The organism is Sinorhizobium sp. 6-70, from assembly GCF_030124375.1.
Classification (GTDB): domain Bacteria; phylum Pseudomonadota; class Alphaproteobacteria; order Rhizobiales; family Rhizobiaceae; genus Sinorhizobium.
In genome coordinates this window covers 21,094-42,111 of record NZ_JASKLS010000008.1, presented here as the reverse complement: position 1 = coordinate 42,111, position 21,018 = coordinate 21,094, and the positions used below count along the sequence as shown (strand labels likewise).

The 21,018-nt window shown below is 60.3% G+C and carries 19 protein-coding genes; 18 read left to right on the top strand and 1 reads right to left on the bottom strand.

Translation table 11 applies throughout. The features are described 5' to 3' along the window. The first annotated feature begins 33 nt into the window (after window positions 1-33). From rplK to rpoC, 6 genes are all read left to right on the top strand, one after another. Window positions 34-462, top strand: a complete 429-nt coding sequence (gene rplK / locus QN222_RS16690; RefSeq protein WP_283963208.1) for a 50S ribosomal protein L11 — start codon at window positions 34-36, stop codon at window positions 460-462. A 4-nt stretch (window positions 463-466) separates the two neighbouring features. Beyond that, the gene (rplA, locus tag QN222_RS16685; protein WP_180940837.1) at window positions 467-1,165 is read left to right on the top strand and encodes a 50S ribosomal protein L1; all 699 of its coding nucleotides are present in this window, start codon (window positions 467-469) and stop codon (window positions 1,163-1,165) included. A 327-nt stretch (window positions 1,166-1,492) separates the two neighbouring features. Next, on the top strand, window positions 1,493-2,011 hold the full coding sequence (rplJ, locus tag QN222_RS16680; RefSeq protein WP_136504343.1) for a 50S ribosomal protein L10: 519 nt from the start codon (window positions 1,493-1,495) through the stop codon (window positions 2,009-2,011). A gap of 58 nt (window positions 2,012-2,069) precedes the next feature. After that, window positions 2,070-2,453 (top strand): 50S ribosomal protein L7/L12, encoded by a 384-nt coding sequence (rplL, locus tag QN222_RS16675; protein WP_012707747.1) that lies wholly within the window; start codon window positions 2,070-2,072, stop codon window positions 2,451-2,453. Between the two features lie 265 nt (window positions 2,454-2,718). Further along, window positions 2,719-6,861 (top strand): DNA-directed RNA polymerase subunit beta, encoded by a 4,143-nt coding sequence (rpoB, locus tag QN222_RS16670; RefSeq protein ID WP_180940838.1) that lies wholly within the window; start codon window positions 2,719-2,721, stop codon window positions 6,859-6,861. 184 nt (window positions 6,862-7,045) lie between these two features. Beyond that, window positions 7,046-11,251, top strand: coding sequence for a DNA-directed RNA polymerase subunit beta' (rpoC, locus tag QN222_RS16665; RefSeq protein WP_283963207.1), 4,206 nt, complete (start codon window positions 7,046-7,048; stop codon window positions 11,249-11,251). Window positions 11,252-11,364: 113 nt separating this feature from the next. Here rpoC and QN222_RS16660 read toward each other — a convergent pair whose 3' ends face one another. After that, window positions 11,365-11,661, bottom strand: coding sequence for a transcriptional regulator (locus tag QN222_RS16660; RefSeq protein ID WP_153439692.1), 297 nt, complete (start codon window positions 11,659-11,661; stop codon window positions 11,365-11,367). A gap of 574 nt (window positions 11,662-12,235) precedes the next feature. Here QN222_RS16660 and rpsL point away from each other — a divergent pair. The 12 genes from rpsL (at window position 12,236) to rpsC (ending at window position 20,997) form a co-directional block, all read left to right on the top strand. Further along, entirely contained in the window at window positions 12,236-12,607 is a 372-nt protein-coding gene (gene rpsL, locus QN222_RS16655) for a 30S ribosomal protein S12 (protein ID WP_003507760.1), read from the top strand. 57 nt (window positions 12,608-12,664) lie between these two features. Then, window positions 12,665-13,135, top strand: coding sequence for a 30S ribosomal protein S7 (gene rpsG, locus QN222_RS16650; RefSeq protein WP_153439690.1), 471 nt, complete (start codon window positions 12,665-12,667; stop codon window positions 13,133-13,135). A gap of 30 nt (window positions 13,136-13,165) precedes the next feature. After that, on the top strand, window positions 13,166-15,265 hold the full coding sequence (fusA, locus tag QN222_RS16645; RefSeq protein WP_283963206.1) for an elongation factor G: 2,100 nt from the start codon (window positions 13,166-13,168) through the stop codon (window positions 15,263-15,265). A gap of 71 nt (window positions 15,266-15,336) precedes the next feature. Beyond that, window positions 15,337-16,512, top strand: a complete 1,176-nt coding sequence (tuf, locus tag QN222_RS16640; RefSeq protein WP_153442062.1) for an elongation factor Tu — start codon at window positions 15,337-15,339, stop codon at window positions 16,510-16,512. A gap of 145 nt (window positions 16,513-16,657) precedes the next feature. Beyond that, the gene (gene rpsJ / locus QN222_RS16635) at window positions 16,658-16,966 is read left to right on the top strand and encodes a 30S ribosomal protein S10 (RefSeq protein WP_003507767.1); all 309 of its coding nucleotides are present in this window, start codon (window positions 16,658-16,660) and stop codon (window positions 16,964-16,966) included. 121 nt (window positions 16,967-17,087) lie between these two features. Further along, on the top strand, window positions 17,088-17,774 hold the full coding sequence (gene rplC / locus QN222_RS16630) for a 50S ribosomal protein L3 (protein ID WP_180940841.1): 687 nt from the start codon (window positions 17,088-17,090) through the stop codon (window positions 17,772-17,774). 12 nt (window positions 17,775-17,786) lie between these two features. Further along, window positions 17,787-18,407, top strand: coding sequence for a 50S ribosomal protein L4 (gene rplD / locus QN222_RS16625; RefSeq protein ID WP_283963205.1), 621 nt, complete (start codon window positions 17,787-17,789; stop codon window positions 18,405-18,407). Continuing rightward, window positions 18,404-18,697 carry a 50S ribosomal protein L23 gene (locus tag QN222_RS16620; protein WP_012707756.1) on the top strand — a complete coding sequence of 98 codons (294 nt, stop codon included), beginning with the start codon at window positions 18,404-18,406 and terminating at the stop codon, window positions 18,695-18,697. The genes rplD and QN222_RS16620 overlap by 4 nt, the downstream gene beginning before the upstream one ends. Window positions 18,698-18,740: 43 nt before the next feature. Next, complete coding sequence (gene rplB, locus QN222_RS16615; protein ID WP_283963204.1) at window positions 18,741-19,580, top strand: 50S ribosomal protein L2; 840 nt, start codon at window positions 18,741-18,743, stop codon at window positions 19,578-19,580. 15 nt (window positions 19,581-19,595) lie between these two features. After that, window positions 19,596-19,874 (top strand): 30S ribosomal protein S19, encoded by a 279-nt coding sequence (gene rpsS / locus QN222_RS16610; RefSeq protein WP_018239488.1) that lies wholly within the window; start codon window positions 19,596-19,598, stop codon window positions 19,872-19,874. Between the two features lie 2 nt (window positions 19,875-19,876). After that, window positions 19,877-20,266 carry a 50S ribosomal protein L22 gene (gene rplV, locus QN222_RS16605; RefSeq protein ID WP_136504353.1) on the top strand — a complete coding sequence of 130 codons (390 nt, stop codon included), beginning with the start codon at window positions 19,877-19,879 and terminating at the stop codon, window positions 20,264-20,266. Beyond that, complete coding sequence (gene rpsC, locus QN222_RS16600; protein ID WP_180940843.1) at window positions 20,266-20,997, top strand: 30S ribosomal protein S3; 732 nt, start codon at window positions 20,266-20,268, stop codon at window positions 20,995-20,997. Before rplV ends, rpsC begins: the two co-directional genes overlap by 1 nt. The last annotated feature ends 21 nt before the right edge of the window (window positions 20,998-21,018 follow it).

The window sequence follows — 21,018 nt, the reverse complement described above, 5'->3', positions numbered from 1 at the left end:
TGATCGTGAAGGGGCATTCAGAGGCAGAGAGAAATGGCTAAGAAAGTTGCAGGCCAGCTCAAGCTGCAGGTGAAGGCCGGCTCGGCAAATCCGTCGCCGCCGATCGGTCCTGCGCTTGGTCAGCGTGGCATTAACATCATGGAATTCTGCAAGGCGTTCAATGCCGCCACGCAGGAAATGGAAAAGGGTATGCCGATTCCGGTCGTCATTACCTATTACCAGGACAAGTCCTTCACCTTCATCATGAAGCAGCCGCCGGTCAGCTACTTCCTGAAGCGCGAAGCAAAGATCCAGTCGGGCTCGAAGACCCCGGGCAAGGCCAAGGCCGGCTCGATCTCCAAGGCTCAGATCCGCACGATCGCAGAGGCCAAGATGAAAGACCTCAACGCGGCCGATGTTGAAGGCGCAATGGCAATGGTCGAGGGCTCTGCCCGCTCCATGGGCCTGGAAGTGACGGGCTAAAACCATGACGAAGATTGCAAAGCGTGTACAGAAGTCCCGCGAGGGCATCGATCCGGCGAAGATCTACGGCCTCGTTGAAGCCGTAACGCTGGTCAAGGAACGTGCGACGGCAAAGTTCGATGAGACCATCGAAGTCGCCATGAACCTTGGCGTCGATCCGCGCCACGCCGACCAGATGGTCCGCGGCGTTGTCAACCTGCCGAACGGCACCGGTCGTTCGGTTCGCGTCGCCGTTTTCGCGCGCGGCGCCAAGGCTGACGAGGCCAAGGCTGCCGGTGCCGACGTTATCGGCGCCGAAGACCTCGTTGAGATCGTCCAGGGCGGCAAGATCGATTTCGATCGCTGCATCGCCACGCCGGACATGATGCCGCTCGTCGGTCGTCTCGGTAAGGTTCTCGGCCCGCGCGGCATGATGCCGAACCCGAAGGTTGGCACAGTCACCATGGATGTTGCGGCTGCCGTCAAGGCCTCCAAGGGTGGTGCGGTCGAGTTCCGCGTCGAAAAGGCTGGCATCGTCCATGCCGGCGTCGGCAAGGCATCCTTCGATGCCAAGGCGCTGGAAGAAAACATCCGCGCCTTCGCCGATGCCGTGATCAAGGCAAAGCCGACCGGTGCCAAGGGTAACTACGTCAAGCGCGTAGCGATCTCCTCGACCATGGGGCCGGGCCTCAAGATCGATCCCGCGACCCTCAGCGTCGCCTGATAGTTTCCGGGCTTCGGCCCGAAACCGAATTTCCGGCCTTTCGGGCCGGAAATTTCCGGACCTAGTCCGGAACTCCTGTCCGAGATTGCGGGTGGTTTTACCTTAATCACCATTGCCCGCATGAGACGGGTAAGATCTGAATTTTGAACAACGCTTCTGGCGTCGAAATTCGGTTCGAACCTCGCTTGCCTTGTGTCAGACCCGGCTCTCCCGGGAACGCCAAGGGACAGGATCCTTAAGCGTTGCTTGGGATCGAGCATGATCCCGGGTGACAAAGGCAAACCCGGCAGGGCTGCTTCAAGCAACCCTGTCAACTGGAGACAGACAGTGGAAAGAGCGGAAAAACGCGAATTCGTCACGGAGCTGAACGAAGTCTTCAAGGCTTCCGGTTCGGTTGTCGTGGCCCACTATGCTGGTGTCACAGTTGCGCAGATGAACGACTTCCGTTCGAAGATGCGCGCTGCTGGCGGCACCGTCAAAGTCGCGAAAAACCGCCTGGCCAAGATCGCTCTTCAGGGCACGGAGTCTGAAGGGATGACCGATCTCTTCAAGGGCCAAACGCTGATCGCTTACAGCGCCGACCCGATCACGGCTCCGAAGGTCGTCGTGGATTTCGCCAAGACCAACGACAAGCTCGTTGTGCTCGGCGGCGCCATGGGGACAACCACGCTCAACCCCGAAGCAGTCAAGTCGCTTGCGACCCTGCCTTCGCTGGACGAGCTGCGCGCGAAGCTGCTGGGCCTTCTCAATGCCCCGGCAACCCGCGTCGCGACGGTTGTCGCAGCACCGGCAAGCCAGCTTGCCCGCGTGTTCTCGGCCTATGCCAAGAAGGACGAAGCCGCCTGAGGCGGAATTTCGCTGTTGTATTTAAAACCAGTTCGAACCGAACAAAAGGAAAAGTAAAATGGCTGATCTCGCAAAGATCGTTGAAGACCTCTCCTCGCTGACCGTCCTGGAAGCTGCTGAGCTTTCCAAGCTGCTCGAAGAGAAGTGGGGCGTTTCTGCCGCTGCTCCGGTGGCCGTTGCTGCTGCTGGCGGCGCTGCCGGCGGTGCTGCTGCCGCTGCTGAAGAAGAAAAGACCGAGTTCGACGTCATCCTGACGGATGCCGGCGCGAACAAGATCAACGTCATCAAGGAAGTCCGCGCCATCACCGGCCTCGGCCTCAAGGAAGCCAAGGACCTCGTCGAAGGCGCTCCGAAGGCTGTCAAGGAAGCTGTTTCCAAGGCTGAAGCTGCTGACCTCAAGAAGAAGCTCGAAGACGCTGGCGCCAAGGTTGACGTCAAGTAATTCGACGAAATGCAAAGGAGGGGTGGCCGTCTGGCCGCCTCTCTTTGACCGTTTTTAGAACATATTACCCAAAAGCCTGTCGAAAACGGCTTTTGGGTAATGGGTTCTTCAAGAGGATGGTCTCGAACGGAAGGCAGCACAGCAATCCGCGCTGCGCGTTTTCCGGAAGTTGGACGAGATTGAACAACTCATTGATTGACGGGGTCGACTGGCCATCGGTTCCCGTCCGTTGCAGGCCCGGATGCAAGATTGACAAGGAGCGACGATGGCTCAGACCCTTTCGTTTAACGGTCGCAGGCGCGTACGCAAGTTTTTTGGTAAAATTCCAGAAGTCGCGGAGATGCCGAACCTGATCGAGGTTCAGAAGGCGTCCTACGACCAATTTCTTATGGTTGAAGAGCCTAAGGGCGGACGCCCGGATGAGGGCCTTCAAGCCGTTTTCAAGTCGGTATTTCCGATCAAGGATTTCTCGGGCGCTTCCATGCTCGAATTCGTGTCCTACGAGTTCGAACCGCCGAAGTTCGACGTAGAAGAATGCCGCCAGCGCGACCTGACCTATGCGGCGCCGCTGAAGGTAACGCTGCGTCTGATCGTGTTCGATATTGACGAGGACACCGGCGCAAAGTCGATCAAGGACATCAAGGAACAGAACGTCTACATGGGCGACATGCCGCTCATGACGGACAATGGTACCTTCATCGTCAACGGCACCGAGCGCGTCATCGTCTCGCAGATGCATCGCTCGCCGGGCGTGTTCTTCGATCACGACAAGGGCAAGAGCCATTCGTCCGGCAAGCTGCTCTTTGCCGCGCGCGTCATTCCGTATCGCGGCTCGTGGCTCGACATCGAATTCGACGCCAAGGACATCGTGCATGCCCGTATCGACCGTCGGCGCAAGCTTCCGGTGACGTCGCTGTTGATGGCGCTCGGCATGGACGGCGAAGAGATCCTCGACACCTTCTATACGAAGTCGCTCTACCAGCGCGACGGCGAAGGCTGGCGCGTGCCGTTCCAGCCGGATGCCCTGAAGGGTCAGAAGGCGATCACCGACATGATCGACGCCGATACCGGCGAAGTCGTCGTTGAAGCCGGCAAGAAGCTTACGCCGCGCCTGCTCCGCCAGTTGCAGGAGAAGGGTCTGAAGGCTCTCAAGGCCACCGACGACGATCTCTACGGCAACTACCTCGCCGAGGACGTCGTCAACTACGGTACGGGTGAGATCTATCTCGAAGCCGGCGACGAGATCGACGAGAAGACGCTTCCCGTTATCCTTTCGGCAGGCTTCGACGAGATCCCGGTTCTCGACATCGACCACATCAATGTCGGTGCCTACATCCGCAACACGCTTGCCGCCGACAAGAACGAGAACCGCCAGGATGCGCTGTTCGACATCTATCGCGTCATGCGCCCGGGCGAACCGCCGACCATGGATTCTGCCGAAGCCATGTTCAACACGCTGTTCTTCGATGCCGAGCGCTACGATCTCTCGGCCGTCGGCCGCGTGAAGATGAACATGCGTCTCGACCTCGACGTTCCGGACACCGTCCGCACGCTCCGCAAGGAAGACATTCTTGCGGTCGTCAAGATGCTCGTCGAGCTGCGTGACGGCAAGGGCGAGATCGACGACATCGACAACCTCGGCAACCGCCGCGTTCGCTCGGTCGGCGAGCTCATGGAGAACCAGTATCGCCTGGGCCTCCTGCGCATGGAGCGCGCGATCAAGGAACGCATGTCCTCGATCGAGATCGACACGGTCATGCCGCAGGATCTGATCAACGCGAAGCCGGCTGCTGCCGCTGTTCGCGAGTTCTTCGGCTCGTCGCAGCTGTCGCAGTTCATGGACCAGGTGAACCCGCTTTCGGAAATCACCCACAAGCGTCGTCTTTCGGCTCTTGGCCCGGGTGGTCTGACCCGCGAACGTGCGGGCTTCGAAGTGCGCGACGTCCACCCGACCCATTACGGCCGCATCTGCCCGATCGAAACGCCGGAAGGCCCGAACATCGGTCTGATCAACTCGCTGGCAACCTTCGCCCGCGTCAACAAGTACGGCTTCATCGAGAGCCCGTACCGCAAGATCGTCGACGGCAAGGTCACCAGCGACGTCGTCTATCTGTCGGCGATGGAAGAGGCGAAATATCATGTGGCGCAGGCAAACTCGCCCTTGAACGGCGACAACTCGTTCGCTGAAGAATTCGTCGTCTGCCGTCATGCCGGCGAAGTTATGCTGGCTCCGCGCGACAACATCAACCTGATGGACGTCTCGCCGAAGCAGCTCGTGTCCGTCGCGGCGGCTCTCATCCCGTTCCTCGAGAACGACGACGCCAACCGCGCGCTGATGGGCTCGAACATGCAGCGCCAGGCCGTGCCGCTGCTCAGGGCGGAAGCGCCCTTCGTCGGCACCGGCATGGAGCCGGTCGTCGCTCGCGACTCCGGTGCTGCGATCGCCGCCCGCCGCGGCGGTGTCGTCGACCAGGTCGATGCCACGCGTATCGTTATCCGCGCCACCGAAGACCTCGATCCGTCGAAGTCCGGCGTCGATATCTATCGCCTGCAGAAGTTCCAGCGTTCGAACCAGAACACCTGCGTCAACCAGCGTCCGCTGGTCACCGTCGGTGACGTTCTGAACAAGGGCGACATCATCGCGGACGGTCCTTCGACCGACCTCGGCGATCTGGCGCTCGGCCGCAACGCGCTCGTCGCGTTCATGCCGTGGAACGGCTACAACTACGAAGACTCGATCCTGCTTTCCGAGCGGATCGTGCGCGACGACGTGTTCACCTCCATCCACATCGAAGAATTCGAGGTGATGGCGCGCGACACCAAGCTTGGTCCGGAAGAAATCACCCGCGACATTCCGAACGTCTCGGAAGAAGCGTTGAAGAACCTCGACGAAGCCGGTATCGTTTACATCGGTGCCGAAGTTCAGCCGGGCGACATCCTCGTCGGCAAGATCACGCCGAAGGGCGAAAGCCCGATGACGCCGGAAGAAAAGCTTCTGCGCGCCATCTTCGGTGAGAAGGCCTCGGATGTCCGTGACACGTCCATGCGCATGCCGCCGGGCACCTTCGGCACGGTCGTCGAAGTGCGCGTCTTCAACCGCCACGGCGTGGAGAAGGACGAACGCGCGATGGCGATCGAGCGCGAGGAGATCGAACGCCTCGCCAAAGACCGCGACGACGAACAGGCGATCCTCGACCGCAACGTCTATGCACGTCTGGTAGACATGCTGCGCGGTCACGTCGCCGTGGCTGGCCCGAAGGGCTTCAAGAAGGGTACCGAGCTTTCGAACGCCGTCGTCAGCGAATATCCGCGCTCGCAGTGGTGGATGTTCGCCGTCGAGGACGAAAAGGCTCAGGGCGAGATCGAAGCGCTCCGCGCCCAGTACGACGAATCCAAGTCGCGCCTTGAACAGCGCTTCATGGACAAGGTCGAGAAGGTCCAGCGCGGCGATGAAATGCCCCCGGGCGTGATGAAGATGGTCAAGGTCTTCGTCGCGGTGAAGCGCAAGATCCAGCCGGGCGACAAGATGGCCGGCCGTCACGGCAACAAGGGTGTCGTGTCGCGCATCGTGCCGATCGAAGACATGCCGTTCCTGGAAGACGGCACTCATGTCGACGTGGTGCTGAACCCGCTCGGCGTGCCGTCGCGCATGAACGTCGGCCAGATCCTCGAAACCCATCTCGGCTGGGCTTGCGCCGGCATGGGCAAGAAGATCGGTGCGATGCTGGATGCGTATCACGAGAACGGCGACATCGCGCCGCTTCGCGCAACGATCGATGATGTCATCGGATCGGGGCCGAAGGGCGAGCCGATCAAGCAGTACGACGACGAGTCCGTGGTTCGGCTTGCCGAGCAGACCCGCCGCGGCGTATCGATCGCAACGCCGGTCTTCGACGGTGCTGTCGAGGCCGACGTGAACGAGATGCTGAACAAGGCTGGTCTCAAGGTGACCGGGCAGTCGACGCTCTTCGACGGCCGTACCGGCGAACCTTTCGACCGTCAGGTGACCGTGGGCTACATCTACATGCTGAAGCTCAACCACCTGGTGGACGACAAGATCCACGCCCGTTCGATCGGTCCTTACTCGCTCGTCACCCAGCAGCCGCTGGGCGGCAAGGCGCAGTTCGGCGGTCAGCGCTTCGGCGAAATGGAGGTCTGGGCGCTGGAAGCTTACGGCGCCGCCTACACGCTGCAGGAAATGCTCACGGTCAAGTCGGACGACGTTGCTGGCCGCACCAAGGTCTATGAAGCGATCGTCCGTGGCGACGACACCTTCGAGGCGGGCATTCCGGAGAGCTTCAACGTTCTCGTCAAGGAAATGCGCTCGCTGGGCCTCAGCGTCGAACTCGAAAACTCGAAAGTCGACGACCTCAGCACCGCGGCGCAACTGCCGGACGCAGCAGAGTAGGACGACATCAGGTGCGTGCCGCGTCAGGCACGCACCGTTTCCGCCGCTGGGCAGTTTATTGTCCGTGGCAGGAACAGGGCCGCACCCGATGCGGTTTTAGCTGTTTATAGGGCAGGGGCCGGCGCCCGGGATTTGCCGGCACCCCCGCCAAGCTCAGGGCGTAATGCCCGCAAAGGAGACAGGCATGAACCAAGAGGTCATGAATCTTTTCAATCCGCAGGTGCCTGCACAGACTTTCGATTCCATCCGGATTTCGATCGCCTCGCCGGAGAAGATTCTTTCCTGGTCTTACGGTGAGATCAAGAAGCCGGAGACGATCAACTATCGTACCTTCAAGCCGGAACGCGACGGTCTGTTCTGCGCGCGCATCTTCGGTCCGATCAAGGATTACGAATGCTTGTGCGGCAAGTACAAGCGCATGAAGTACAAGGGCATTATCTGCGAAAAGTGCGGCGTCGAAGTTACGCTGTCGCGTGTTCGCCGCGAGCGCATGGGCCACATCGAGCTCGCCGCGCCGGTTGCCCATATCTGGTTCCTGAAGTCGCTGCCGAGCCGCATCGCCACGCTGCTCGACATGACGCTGAAGGATATCGAGCGCGTCCTTTATTTCGAAAACTACATCGTCACCGAACCGGGCCTGACTTCGCTCAAGGAGAACCAGCTCCTAAGCGAAGAAGAATATATGCTCGCCGTTGACGAGTTCGGCGAAGACCAGTTCACCGCGATGATCGGCGCCGAGGCGATCTACGAGATGCTCGCTTCGATGAATCTCGAGAAGATCGCCGGCGACCTGCGCTCGGAAATGGCCGAGACGACCTCGGATCTGAAGCAGAAGAAGCTGATGAAGCGGCTGAAGATCGTCGAGAACTTCATGGAATCCGGCAACCGTCCGGAATGGATGATCATGAAGGTCGTTCCGGTGATCCCACCGGATCTGCGCCCGCTCGTGCCGCTCGACGGCGGCCGTTTCGCGACGTCGGATCTGAACGATCTCTATCGCCGCGTGATCAACCGTAACAACCGTCTGAAGCGGCTGATCGAACTGCGCGCGCCGGGCATCATCATCCGCAACGAAAAGCGCATGCTGCAGGAGTCCGTCGATGCGCTGTTCGACAACGGCCGCCGCGGCCGCGTCATCACCGGCGCCAACAAGCGTCCGCTGAAGTCGCTCTCCGATATGCTGAAGGGCAAGCAGGGCCGGTTCCGTCAGAACCTGCTCGGCAAGCGCGTCGACTATTCCGGCCGCTCGGTCATCGTGACCGGCCCGGAACTCAAGCTGCATCAGTGCGGCCTGCCGAAGAAGATGGCGCTCGAACTCTTCAAGCCGTTCATCTACGCCCGCCTCGACGCCAAGGGTTATTCCTCGACCGTCAAGCAGGCCAAGAAGCTTGTCGAAAAGGAAAAGCCGGAAGTCTGGGATATCCTCGATGAGGTCATCCGCGAGCATCCGGTTCTCCTGAACCGCGCGCCGACGCTGCACCGCCTGGGCATCCAGGCCTTCGAACCGATCCTGGTCGAAGGCAAGGCGATCCAGTTGCATCCGCTCGTCTGCACCGCCTTCAACGCCGACTTCGACGGCGACCAGATGGCCGTTCACGTGCCGCTGTCGCTCGAAGCCCAGCTTGAAGCGCGCGTCCTGATGATGTCGACGAACAACATCCTGCATCCGGCAAACGGTGCACCGATCATCGTTCCGTCGCAGGACATGGTTCTCGGCCTCTACTATCTGTCGATCATGAACCAGAATGAGCCGGGCGAAGGCATGGCTTTCTCCGACATGGGCGAGCTGCACCATGCTCTGGAAACCAAGGCTGTGACGCTGCATGCGAAGATCCGCGGTCGTTACAAGACCGTCGATGCCGAGGGCAAGCCGGTTTCGAAGATCTATGAAACGACGCCCGGTCGCATGATCATCGGCGAGCTTCTGCCGAAGAACCCGAACATCCCGTTCGACATCTGCAACCAGGAGATGACGAAGAAGAACATCTCCAAGATGATCGACACCGTCTACCGCCATTGCGGCCAGAAGGACACGGTCATCTTCTGCGACCGGATCATGCAGCTCGGCTTCTCGCACGCATGCCGCGCCGGCATTTCGTTCGGCAAGGACGACATGGTGATTCCGGACACCAAGGTGAAGATCGTCGGCGATACCGAAGCGCTCGTGAAGGAATACGAGCAGCAGTACAACGACGGCCTCATCACCCAGGGCGAGAAGTACAACAAGGTTGTCGACGCCTGGGGCAAGGCAACCGAAAAGGTCGCCGAAGAGATGATGGCGCGCATCAAGGCGGTCGAGTTCGACGATAACGGCCGCCAGAAGCCGATGAACTCGATCTACATGATGTCGCACTCGGGTGCTCGTGGTTCGCCGAACCAGATGCGCCAGCTGGGCGGCATGCGCGGCCTCATGGCCAAGCCGTCGGGCGAAATCATCGAAACGCCGATCATTTCGAACTTCAAGGAAGGCCTGACCGTGAACGAGTACTTCAACTCGACACACGGTGCCCGTAAGGGTCTGGCGGACACGGCCTTGAAGACTGCAAACTCGGGTTACCTGACCCGTCGTCTCGTCGACGTCGCGCAGGACTGCATCGTCACGCATACGGATTGCGGCACCGACAAGGGCCTCACCATGACGGCGATCGTTGACGCTGGTCAGGTCGTTGCCTCGCTCGGCCAGCGCATCCTGGGCCGTACCGCGCTCGACAACATCGACAACCCGGTTACCGGCGAGCGCATCGTCGATGCCGGCAAGATGATCTTGGAAGCCGATGTCGTCGAGATCGAGAAGGCCGGCATTCAGTCCGTTCGCATCCGTTCGGCGCTGACCTGCGAGATCCAGACCGGCGTCTGCGGCGTCTGCTACGGTCGCGACCTTGCTCGCGGTACGCCTGTCAACATGGGCGAGGCGGTCGGCGTCATCGCGGCGCAGTCGATCGGTGAGCCGGGCACGCAGCTGACCATGCGTACGTTCCACCTGGGTGGCACGGCAACCGTTGTTGACCAGTCGTTCCTGGAAGCGTCCTACGAAGGCACGGTTCAGATCAAGAACCGCAACATGCTGCGCAACTCCGATGGCGCACTTGTTGCCATGGGTCGTAACATGGCGATCCAGATCCTGGACGAACGCGGTGTCGAGCGGTCCTCGCAGCGTGTCGCCTATGGTTCGAAGATCTTTGTCGACGATGGCGACAAGGTGAAGCGCGGCCAGCGTCTCGCCGAATGGGACCCCTACACCCGTCCGATGATGACGGAAGTCGAAGGTACCGTTCAGTTCGAGGACGTGGTCGACGGCATCTCCGTGCTCGAAGCGACCGACGAATCGACCGGCATCACCAAGCGCCAGGTTATCGACTGGCGTTCGACGCCGCGCGGCACCGACCTCAAGCCGGCAATCGTCATCAAGGACAAGAACGGCGCCATCGCCAAGCTGTCGCGCGGTGGCGAAGCTCGCTTCATGCTCTCGGTTGACGCGATCCTCTCGGTTGAGCCGGGGCAGAAGGTCAGCCAGGGCGACGTGCTTGCCCGTTCGCCGCTCGAAAGCGCCAAGACCAAGGACATCACCGGTGGTCTGCCGCGCGTTGCCGAACTGTTCGAGGCTCGTCGTCCGAAGGATCACGCCATCATCGCAGAGATCGATGGTACGGTCCGCTTCGGTCGCGACTACAAGAACAAGCGTCGCGTGCTGATCGAGCCGGCGGAAGACGGTGTCGAGCCGGTCGAATACCTGATCCCGAAGGGCAAGCCCTTCCATCTTCAGGATGGCGACTACATCGAGAAGGGCGACTACATTCTCGATGGCAACCCGGCGCCGCACGACATTCTGGCGATCAAGGGCGTGGAAGCACTGGCTTCCTACCTCGTGAACGAAATCCAGGAAGTCTACCGTCTGCAGGGCGTTGTCATTAACGACAAGCACATCGAAGTCATCGTCCGTCAGATGCTGCAGAAGGTCGAAATCACCGATGCTGGTGACTCGAGCTATATCGTCGGCGACAACGTCGACCGCATCGAGCTCGAGGACGTCAACGATGCGCTGCTCGCCGAAGGCAAGAAACCGGCCTTTGGCGATCCGGTTCTGCTCGGCATCACCAAGGCATCGCTGCAGACGCCGTCCTTCATCTCGGCCGCTTCGTTCCAGGAAACCACCAAGGTCCTGACCGAGGCCGCAGTTGCCGGCAAGATGGATGGTCTGCAGGGGCTCAAGGAAAACGTCATCGTCGGCCGCCTCATCCCGGCCGGTACCGGCGGCACCATGACGCAGATCCGCCGCATCGCCACGGCGCGCGACGAGATGATCCTCGAAGAGCGCCGGAAGGGCACGGGTGCGGATGCCGCGACCCCGATGCTCGCCGACATGGCGAACGAGAACGCCGCGGCCGAATAACCGCAGGGGGAGGGCGCCACCAGCGCCCGTCCTTTCAAAAACAAAGAAGCCGCCCTGAGCGATCGGGGCGGCTTCTTGTTTCTGGCAGCGCGTTCAGATCGCGCGCCGCTCGGTTAGGCGAAGCGGATGATCGCTACCTCGCCCTCGAGCGCGCCCTGGTAGGCAGAGGCGTGCGGCTCTTCGTCCGGGATATCCGTCAAGGTTCCGATCTGGTCGAGATCTGCCTGAAGGAAGCCTTCTTCGGCCAAGGCGTTGAGCGCCTCGCGCACGGCGGTGTCGTCGTCGGGCGCCCTGAGCATCACATGGATGTCGATACCCTCGTCGTCGCCGTCGGCTTCGTAGGCCTTGCCAATGATGATGAAAACCAGCGGTTCGTCTGGCATGTTGTCGTTGTCCGGCGTAACGGGCATGATATGTCCTTTCGAGTTTCGACGATCTTAGCGTGCTTTTCGACTGCGCGCGAAAGAAATAGGAAAATTAGGAAAGCGAAGAGAGAATCAGCCGACTGGCTTCGCCGGCCCGTGATCGTGGAAAACGTTCAGAAAGAAGTTGCTGATTCCTTAATTGCGAAGGACAATACCTGCGTTAAGGCGCCATGTTTGCGATCGCCTCCGGACCGAGCTGCTGCCAAAGCCTTGTTTTCCAGGCATGGCAGGGCTGTGCAGGCCAGAATATTTCTTAATTGCCCTTGACGGATGGCCCCGAAATCAGTACACCCCGCCGCATCGGAGCCCATGTGAGGCTGGCTGGTTCGGAACGTCGCGTTCTGGAGTTCGCCTCAAACAAGGTTCGAAACGCACGCTGAAGACAAAAATGCTGCACGCAAGACGCGCGAAATAGTGCGTCCTCTGCTTTTGGTGGGGCCATCTGCGAAAAGGCGGATCGGCCCTCGTTTTGCGCATTTCATAGGCGTTCGGGACCGCCGGCGACGGCAACGATCCGCCCGAAAGGGTAATGAGACAAGATTTTGCAAGGGATGGTTACATGCCTACCGTAAACCAGCTGATCCGCAAGCCGCGTCAGGCACAGGTAAAGCGCAACAAGGTTCCTGCTCTGCAGGAAAACCCGCAGAAGCGCGGCGTTTGCACCCGCGTCTACACGACGACCCCGAAGAAACCGAACTCGGCTCTGCGTAAGGTTGCAAAGATCCGCCTGACGAACGGCTTCGAGGTTATCGGCTACATTCCGGGCGAAGGTCACAACCTGCAAGAGCACTCCGTGGTCATGATCCGCGGCGGCCGCGTAAAGGACCTTCCGGGTGTTCGTTACCACATCATCCGTGGCGTTCTCGATACGCAGGGTGTGAAGAACCGCAAGCAGCGCCGCTCCAAGTACGGCGCGAAGCGTCCGAAATAACATCGCAACCGGCGCCATTTCGCTGGTCAAGTTTTTAAAAGTTGAGAGACGAGAAGTATGTCCCGACGTCACAGAGCAGAAAAGCGTGAGATCAACCCGGATCCGAAGTTCGGTGATCTGGTTGTCACGAAGTTCATGAACGCAATCATGCTGCACGGCAAGAAGTCCGTTGCTGAAAGCATTGTCTATGGTGCTTTCGATGCGGTCCAGTCGAAGCTGAAGCAGGAGCCGATCGCCGTGTTCCATTCCGCGCTCGACAACATTGCTCCGCACGTTGAAGTGCGTTCGCGCCGCGTCGGTGGTGCTACCTATCAGGTTCCGGTCGATGTCCGTCCGGAGCGTCGCCAGGCCCTCGCCATTCGTTGGCTGATTGCGGCCGCACGCAAGCGCAACGAAACGACCATGGTCGATCGCCTCTGCGGCGAACTCATGGACGCAGCGAACAACCGTGGCAGCGCCGTGAAGAAGCGCGAAGACACCCACAAGATGGCTGATGCCAACCGTGCGTTCTCGCACTACCGTTGGTAATCACGAACAGGTCCTGAAAGGCAGTCTCTCATGGCTCGCGAATATAAAATCGAAGATTACCGAAATTTCGGTATCATGGCGCACATCGACGCCGGCAAGACGACGACGACCGAGCGCATCCTCTACTACACCGGCAAGTCCCACAAGATCGGCGAAGTCCACGACGGCGCCGCAACGATGGACTGGATGGAGCAGGAGCAGGAGCGCGGCATCACGATCACGTCTGCTGCCACCACGACCTTCTGGAAGGGCCGTGACGGCAAGACGCGCCGCTTCAACATCATCGACACCCCCGGCCACGTTGACTTCACCATCGAAGTCGAGCGTTCGCTGCGCGTTCTCGACGGTGCTATCGCACTGCTCGATGCCAACGCTGGCGTTGAGCCGCAGACCGAAACCGTCTGGCGTCAGGCTGAGAAGTATCATGTCCCGCGCATGATCTTCTGCAACAAGATGGACAAGACCGGTGCGGACTTCTACCGCTCCGTCGAAATGATCAAGAGCCGTCTCGGCGCAACGGCCGTCGTCATGCAGCTGCCGATCGGCGCTGAAAGCGAATTCAAGGGCGTTGTCGATCTGATCGAGATGAATGCTCTCGTCTGGCGCGATGAATCGCTCGGCGCCCAGTGGGACGTCGTCGAGATTCCGGCCGACATGAAGGAAAAGGCTGAAGAGTACCGCGAAAAGCTGATCGAGACCGTTGTCGAGATCGACGAAGCGGCAATGGAAGCCTACCTCGAAGGCAACTACCCGGACAACGACAAGATCCGCGAACTGGTTCGTCGCGGCACGATCGACGTGAAGTTCCACCCGATGTTCTGCGGCACGGCCTTCAAGAACAAGGGCGTTCAGCCCTTGCTCGACGCTGTCGTCGACTACCTGCCGTCCCCGATCGATATTCCGGCGATCAAGGGCATCGACGTCAAGACCGAAGGTGAAATCACCCGTAAGGCTGACGACAACGAGCCGCTCTCGATGCTGGCGTTCAAGATCATGAACGACCCCTTCGTCGGTTCGCTGACCTTCGCCCGCATCTATTCCGGCAAGCTCGAAAAGGGCACGTCGGTCATGAATACGGTCAAGGAAAAGCGCGAGCGCGTCGGCCGTATGCTGCAGATGCACTCGAACTCGCGTGAAGACATCGAAGAAGCCTTCGCTGGCGACATCGTTGCTCTGGCAGGCCTCAAGGAAACCACCACGGGCGACACGCTGTGCGATCCGCTGAAGCCGGTTATCCTCGAGCGCATGGAATTCCCCGAGCCGGTGATCCAGATCGCGATCGAGCCGAAGACCAAGGGCGACCAGGAAAAGATGGGCCTCGCGCTCAACCGCCTGGCGGCTGAAGACCCGTCCTTCCGCGTCAAGACCGACGAGGAATCCGGCCAGACGATCATCGCCGGCATGGGCGAACTTCACCTGGACATCATCGTCGACCGCATGCGTCGCGAGTTCAAGGTCGAGGCTTCGGTCGGTGCTCCGCAGGTTGCTTACCGTGAAACGATCACGCGTCAGCACGAAGAAGACTACACGCACAAGAAGCAGTCCGGTGGTACCGGCCAGTTCGCGCGCGTCAAGATCGTCTTCGAACCGAACCCGGAAGGCGAAGATTTCGTGTTCGAATCCAAGATCGTCGGTGGTGCTGTTCCGAAGGAATACATCCCGGGCGTTCAGAAGGGTATCGAAAGCGTTCTGTCCTCGGGCCCGCTCGCTGGCTTCCCGATGCTGGGTGTCAAGGCGACGCTCATCGACGGCGCGTTCCACGACGTCGACTCGTCCGTCCTGGCGTTCGAAATCGCTTCGCGTGCCTGCTTCCGTGAAGCAGCAAAGAAGGCCGGTGCTCAGCTCCTCGAGCCGATCATGAAGGTCGAGGTTGTCACGCCGGAAGATTACGTCGGTGACGTGATTGGTGACCTGAACTCCCGCCGTGGCCAGATCCAGGGTCAGGAATCTCGCGGTGTTGCCGTGGTGATCAATGCCCACGTGCCGCTCGCGAATATGTTCAAGTACGTGGACAACCTGCGCTCGATGTCGCAGGGCCGCGCTCAGTACACGATGCTGTTCGATCACTACGCGCCGGTTCCGTCGAACGTCGCGCAGGAAATCCAGGCGAAGTATTCCGGTCAGAAGTGACCGGAATAGCCTCGCGCTGAAACAGAATGAAAAGATTTCCCCTCTAGGGGACAGAAAACGGAGAGCCGGAAATGGCAAAGAGCAAATTTGAGCGCAACAAGCCGCACGTTAACATTGGCACGATTGGCCACGTTGACCATGGCAAGACGTCGCTGACGGCAGCGATCACGAAGTACTTCGGCGAGTTCAAGGCGTATGACCAGATCGACGCTGCGCCGGAAGAAAAGGCCCGTGGTATCACCATTTCGACGGCGCACGTCGAATACGAGACGCCGAACCGTCACTACGCGCACGTCGACTGCCCCGGCCACGCCGACTATGTCAAGAACATGATCACCGGCGCGGCGCAGATGGACGGCGCGATCCTGGTTGTTTCGGCTGCCGACGGCCCGATGCCGCAGACCCGCGAGCACATCCTGCTCGCCCGCCAGGTCGGCGTTCCGGCAATCGTCGTGTTCCTGAACAAGGTCGACCAGGTTGACGACGCCGAGCTCCTCGAACTCGTCGAACTCGAAGTTCGCGAACTGCTGTCGTCCTACGAATTCCCGGGCGACGACATTCCGATCATCAAGGGCTCGGCGCTCGCCGCGCTTGAAGATTCCGACAAGAAGATCGGCGAAGATGCGATCCGCGAGCTGATGGCAGCGGTTGACGCCTACATCCCGACGCCGGAGCGTCCGATCGACCTGCCGTTCCTGATGCCGATCGAAGACGTGTTCTCGATCTCGGGCCGCGGCACGGTTGTGACCGGTCGCGTCGAGCGCGGCATCATCAAGGTCGGTGAGGAAGTCGAGATCGTCGGCATCCGTCCGACGACGAAGACGACCTGCACGGGCGTTGAAATGTTCCGCAAGCTGCTCGACCAGGGCCAGGCCGGCGACAACATCGGCGCGCTGCTGCGCGGTGTCGACCGCAACGGCGTCGAGCGCGGCCAGATCCTGTGCAAGCCGGGTTCGGTCACGCCGCACACGAAGTTCAAGGCGGAAGCCTACATCCTGACGAAGGAAGAAGGTGGCCGTCATACGCCGTTCTTCACCAACTACCGTCCGCAGTTCTACTTCCGCACGACGGACGTGACCGGCATCGTGACGCTGCCGGAAGGCACGGAAATGGTGATGCCGGGCGACAACGTGACGGTTGACGTCGAGCTGATCGTGCCGATCGCGATGGAAGAAAAGCTCCGCTTCGCGATCCGCGAAGGCGGCCGCACCGTCGGCGCCGGCATCGTCGCCTCGATCATCAAGTAACAAGAAAACGGCTTGGCCGTTTCGGCAGGGACATGGTCTCCCATGTCCCTGCGATTTTTGAAAGAAGCGGCAGAGCGTAACGAATTCAGAAGTTTAAGTGTGTGCCTTCAAGGGCATACCGGAAACACGAGCAAGGACAAGTCGAATGAACGGCCAGAATATCCGCATCCGCCTCAAGGCGTTTGATCACCGGATCCTCGATGCCTCCACGCGCGAAATCGTGTCGACGGCCAAGCGCACCGGTGCGAGTGTGCGCGGGCCCGTGCCGCTTCCGACCCGGATTGAGAAATTCACGGTCAACCGGTCGCCGCACGTCGACAAGAAGAGCCGCGAACAGTTTGAGATGCGCACGCACAAGCGTCTTCTCGATATCGTTGATCCGACCCCTCAGACGGTTGATGCGCTGATGAAGCTCGATCTGGCCGCTGGTGTCGACGTCGAGATCAAGCTCTAAGGTCCGGCGCAAGCCGAAATAACAAGGAAGGTACGTGGAGTTTTCCAACGGCTTCCAGGAACAGGAAACCGGAAGGTGCAAGAGGCACCGGACGGGAACCCTAAACAAGAGGCGTGAACCGATGCGTTCAGGTGTGATTGCACAGAAGGTGGGAATGACCCGCGTCTACAACGACGCCGGCGAGCATATCCCGGTAACAGTATTGCGGCTGGAGAACTGCCAGGTAGTGGCCCACCGCACGGAAGAGAAGAACGGTTATACCGCAGTTCAGCTGGGTGCCGGCCGTTCCAAGGTCAAGAATACGCCGAAGGCCATGCGCGGCCATTTTGCCGCTGCAAACGTCGAGCCGAAGGCGAAGCTCGTCGAGTTCCGCGTTTCCGCGGACAACATGATCGACGTCGGCTCCGAGCTGACGGCCAGCCACTTCGTCGCAGGCCAGCTCGTCGACGTCACCGGTACGACGATCGGTAAGGGCTTCGCCGGCGCCATCAAGCGCCACAACTTTGGCGGTCTGCGCGCCACGCACGGCGTTTCCGTATCGCACCGCTCGCATGGTTCTACCGGCTCCAACCAGGATCCGGGCCGTGTTTGGAAGGGCAAGCGCATGGCCGGCCACATGGGCCAGACGCGCGTTACCACCCAGAACCTGGAAGTCGTATCGACGGACGAAGACCGCGGCCTGATCCTGGTCAAGGGTGCAGTCCCCGGCTCCAAGGGTGCCTGGATTGTCGTTCGCGACGCAGTCAAGTCCGGCACCCCGGAAGGCGCTCCGCGCCCGGCCGGCGTGCGCGCCGAAGCATCGAAGTAAGGGAGCCGAATAATGGATCTCACCGTCAAAACCCTCGAGGGCAAGGACGCGGGAAAGGTTTCCCTTTCTGACGCCATTTTCGGCCTCGAACCCCGTGAAGACATCATTGCCCGCGTCGTTCGCTGGCAGCTCGCCAAGAAGCAGCAGGGCACGCACAAGGCCAAGGGCCGCGCGGAAGTCTCCCGCACCGGCGCCAAGATGTACAAGCAGAAGGGTACGGGCCGTGCCCGCCACCACTCCGCTCGTGCTCCGCAGTTCCGCGGCGGTGGCAAGGCGCATGGCCCGGTTGTCCGCAGCCACGCTCATGACCTCCCGAAGAAGGTCCGGGCGCTCGGCTTGCGCCATGCGCTCTCGGCTAAGCTGAAGGCAGAAGAGATCATCGTCGTTGACGATCTCGTTGCCAAGGAAGCAAAGACGAAGGCTCTCGCCGGCGTATTCGCGTCGCTCGGCCTTACCAACGCTCTGATCATCGGCGGTGCCGAAATCGAGAGCAACTTCAAGCTCGCAGCCCAGAACATCCCGAACGTGGACGTTCTGCCGGTTCAGGGCATCAACGTTTACGACATTCTGCGCCGCGGCAAGCTCGTGCTTTCCAAGGCTGCCGTAGAAGCTCTGGAGGAGCGGTTCAAATGACGGATCTTCGCCACTATGACGTGATCGTGTCTCCCTCGATCACCGAAAAGTCGACGCTGGTTTCCGAACAGAACCAAGTCGTCTTCAACGTCGCCAAAGGCGCTTCGAAGCCTGAGATCAAGGCTGCTGTCGAAGCCCTGTTCGGCGTCAAGGTCACGGCCGTGAACACGCTCGTCCGCAAGGGCAAGTTGAAGCGTTTCCGCGGTTTTGCCGGGAAGCAGAAGGACGTGAAGAAGGCGATCATCACGCTCGCCGAAGGTCAGTCCATCGACGTCTCCACCGGTCTCTAACGGATAGGCCCATTAGGGTAAAAACCCAAAAGGGAACAAGAAAATGGCATTGAAAAATTTCAATCCGACGACCCCGAGCCAGCGTCAGCTGGTCATCGTAGACCGGGCCGGCCTCTACAAGGGCAAGCCGGTCAAGGCGTTGACCCAGGGCCTGTCCTCCAAGGGCGGTCGCAACAACCTCGGTCGTATCACCGTCCGGTTCCAGGGTGGCGGTCACAAGCGGACCTACCGCCTGGTCGACTTCAAGCGTCGCAAGTTCGACGTTGAAGGCACGGTCGAGCGGCTGGAATATGACCCGAACCGCACCGCGTTCATCGCGCTCGTGAACTACGCCGATGGCGAACAGGCCTACATCCTCGCTCCGCAGCGCCTTGCTGCCGGCGACAAGGTCATCGCTTCGGAAAAGTCCGCCGTCGACGTCAAGCCCGGCAACACGATGCCGCTGCAGTTCATCCCGGTCGGTTCCATCATCCATAACGTGGAAATGAAGCCGGGTAAGGGTGGTCAGATCGCCCGCTCGGCCGGCACCTACGCTCAGCTCGTAGGCCGCGACCAGGGCATGGCTATCCTTCGCCTGAACTCGGGCGAGCAGCGCCTGGTGCACGGTTCTTGCCTTGCTTCGATCGGCGCTGTATCGAACCCCGATCACGGCAACATCAATGATGGTAAGGCTGGTCGTTCGCGTTGGCGCGGCAAGCGCCCGCACGTTCGCGGTGTCGTCATGAACCCGGTTGACCACCCGCACGGCGGTGGTGAAGGCCGTACCTCGGGTGGTCGTCACCCGGTTACTCCGTGGGGCAAGCCCACGAAGGGTAAGCGTACGCGCTCCAACAAGTCGACCGACAAGTTCATCATGCGCTCGCGTCACCAGAAGAAGAAGTAAGAGAGGAAGTCTCGAATGACTCGTTCAGTATGGAAAGGTCCGTTCGTTGACGGTTATCTTCTCAAGAAGGCTGAGAAGGTCCGGGAAGGCGGCCGTAACGAAGTGATCAAGATCTGGAGCCGGCGCTCCACGATCCTTCCGCAGTTTGTCGGCCTCACCTTCGGCGTCTACAACGGCAGCAAGCACGTCCCGGTCAGCGTCAACGAAGACATGGTCGGACATAAGTTTGGCGAATTCTCTCCGACCCGGACCTACTACGGTCATGGCGCGGACAAGAAGGCAAAGAGGAAGTAACAATGGGCAAGGCAAAAGCCGAACGCCGGCTGAAGGATAATGAGGCGCAGGCAATTGCGCGCACGATCCGCGTCAGCCCCCAGAAGCTCAACCTCGTTGCCGCGATGATCCGCGGCAAGAAGGTTGACCGCGCTCTGGCCGAACTCGAGTTCTCGCGCAAGCGCATCGCGGATACGGTCAAGAAGACGCTTGAATCTGCGATCGCAAACGCTGAGAACAACCACGATCTCGACGTTGATTCGCTCATCGTCGCTGAAGCTTATGTTGGCAAGTCGATCGTGATGAAGCGCTTCCACGCTCGTGGTCGCGGCCGTGCATCGCGCGTCGAAAAGCCGTTCTCGCACTTGACGATCGTCGTTCGTGAAGTGGAAGCCAAAGGGGAGGCCGCATAATGGGCCAGAAGATTAATCCGATCGGTTTCCGTCTCGGCATCAACCGGACCTGGGACAGCCGTTGGTTCGCTGACAACGCTGAATACGGTCAGCTGCTTCACGAAGACCTGAAGATCCGTGCCTACCTGATGGAAGAGCTGAAGGCAGCCGGTATCGCCAAGGTGGTGATCGAGCGTCCGCACAAGAAGTGCCGGGTGACGATCCACTCTGCACGTCCGGGCCTGATCATCGGCAAGAAGGGCGCCGACATCGAGAAGCTGCGCAGGAAGCTTTCGGAGATGACCAACTCCGAAACGCACCTCAACATCGTTGAAGTGCGCAAGCCGGAAGTTGACGCAACCCTCGTTGCCCAGTCGATCGCCCAGCAGCTCGAGCGCCGCGTGGCTTTCCGCCGTGCGATGAAGCGCGCTGTTCAGTCGGCCATGCGTCTTGGCGCCGAAGGCATCAAGATCACCTGCGCCGGTCGTCTCGGCGGTGCGGAAATCGCACGTACCGAATGGTACCGCGAAGGCCGCGTTCCGCTGCACACTCTGCGTGCGGACATCGACTACGGCACGGCCGAAGCGGAAACCGCTTTTGGTATCTGCGGCATCAAGGTCTGGATCTTCAAGGGCGAAATCCTTGAGCACGATCCGATGGCTTCCGAGCGTCGCGCGACCGAGAGTGACAACCAGGGCCCTGGCAGCCGTGATCGCGATCGCGATCGTGACCGCCGTCGTGAAAACGCGTAACATTCGCGTTTGGCAGCCAAT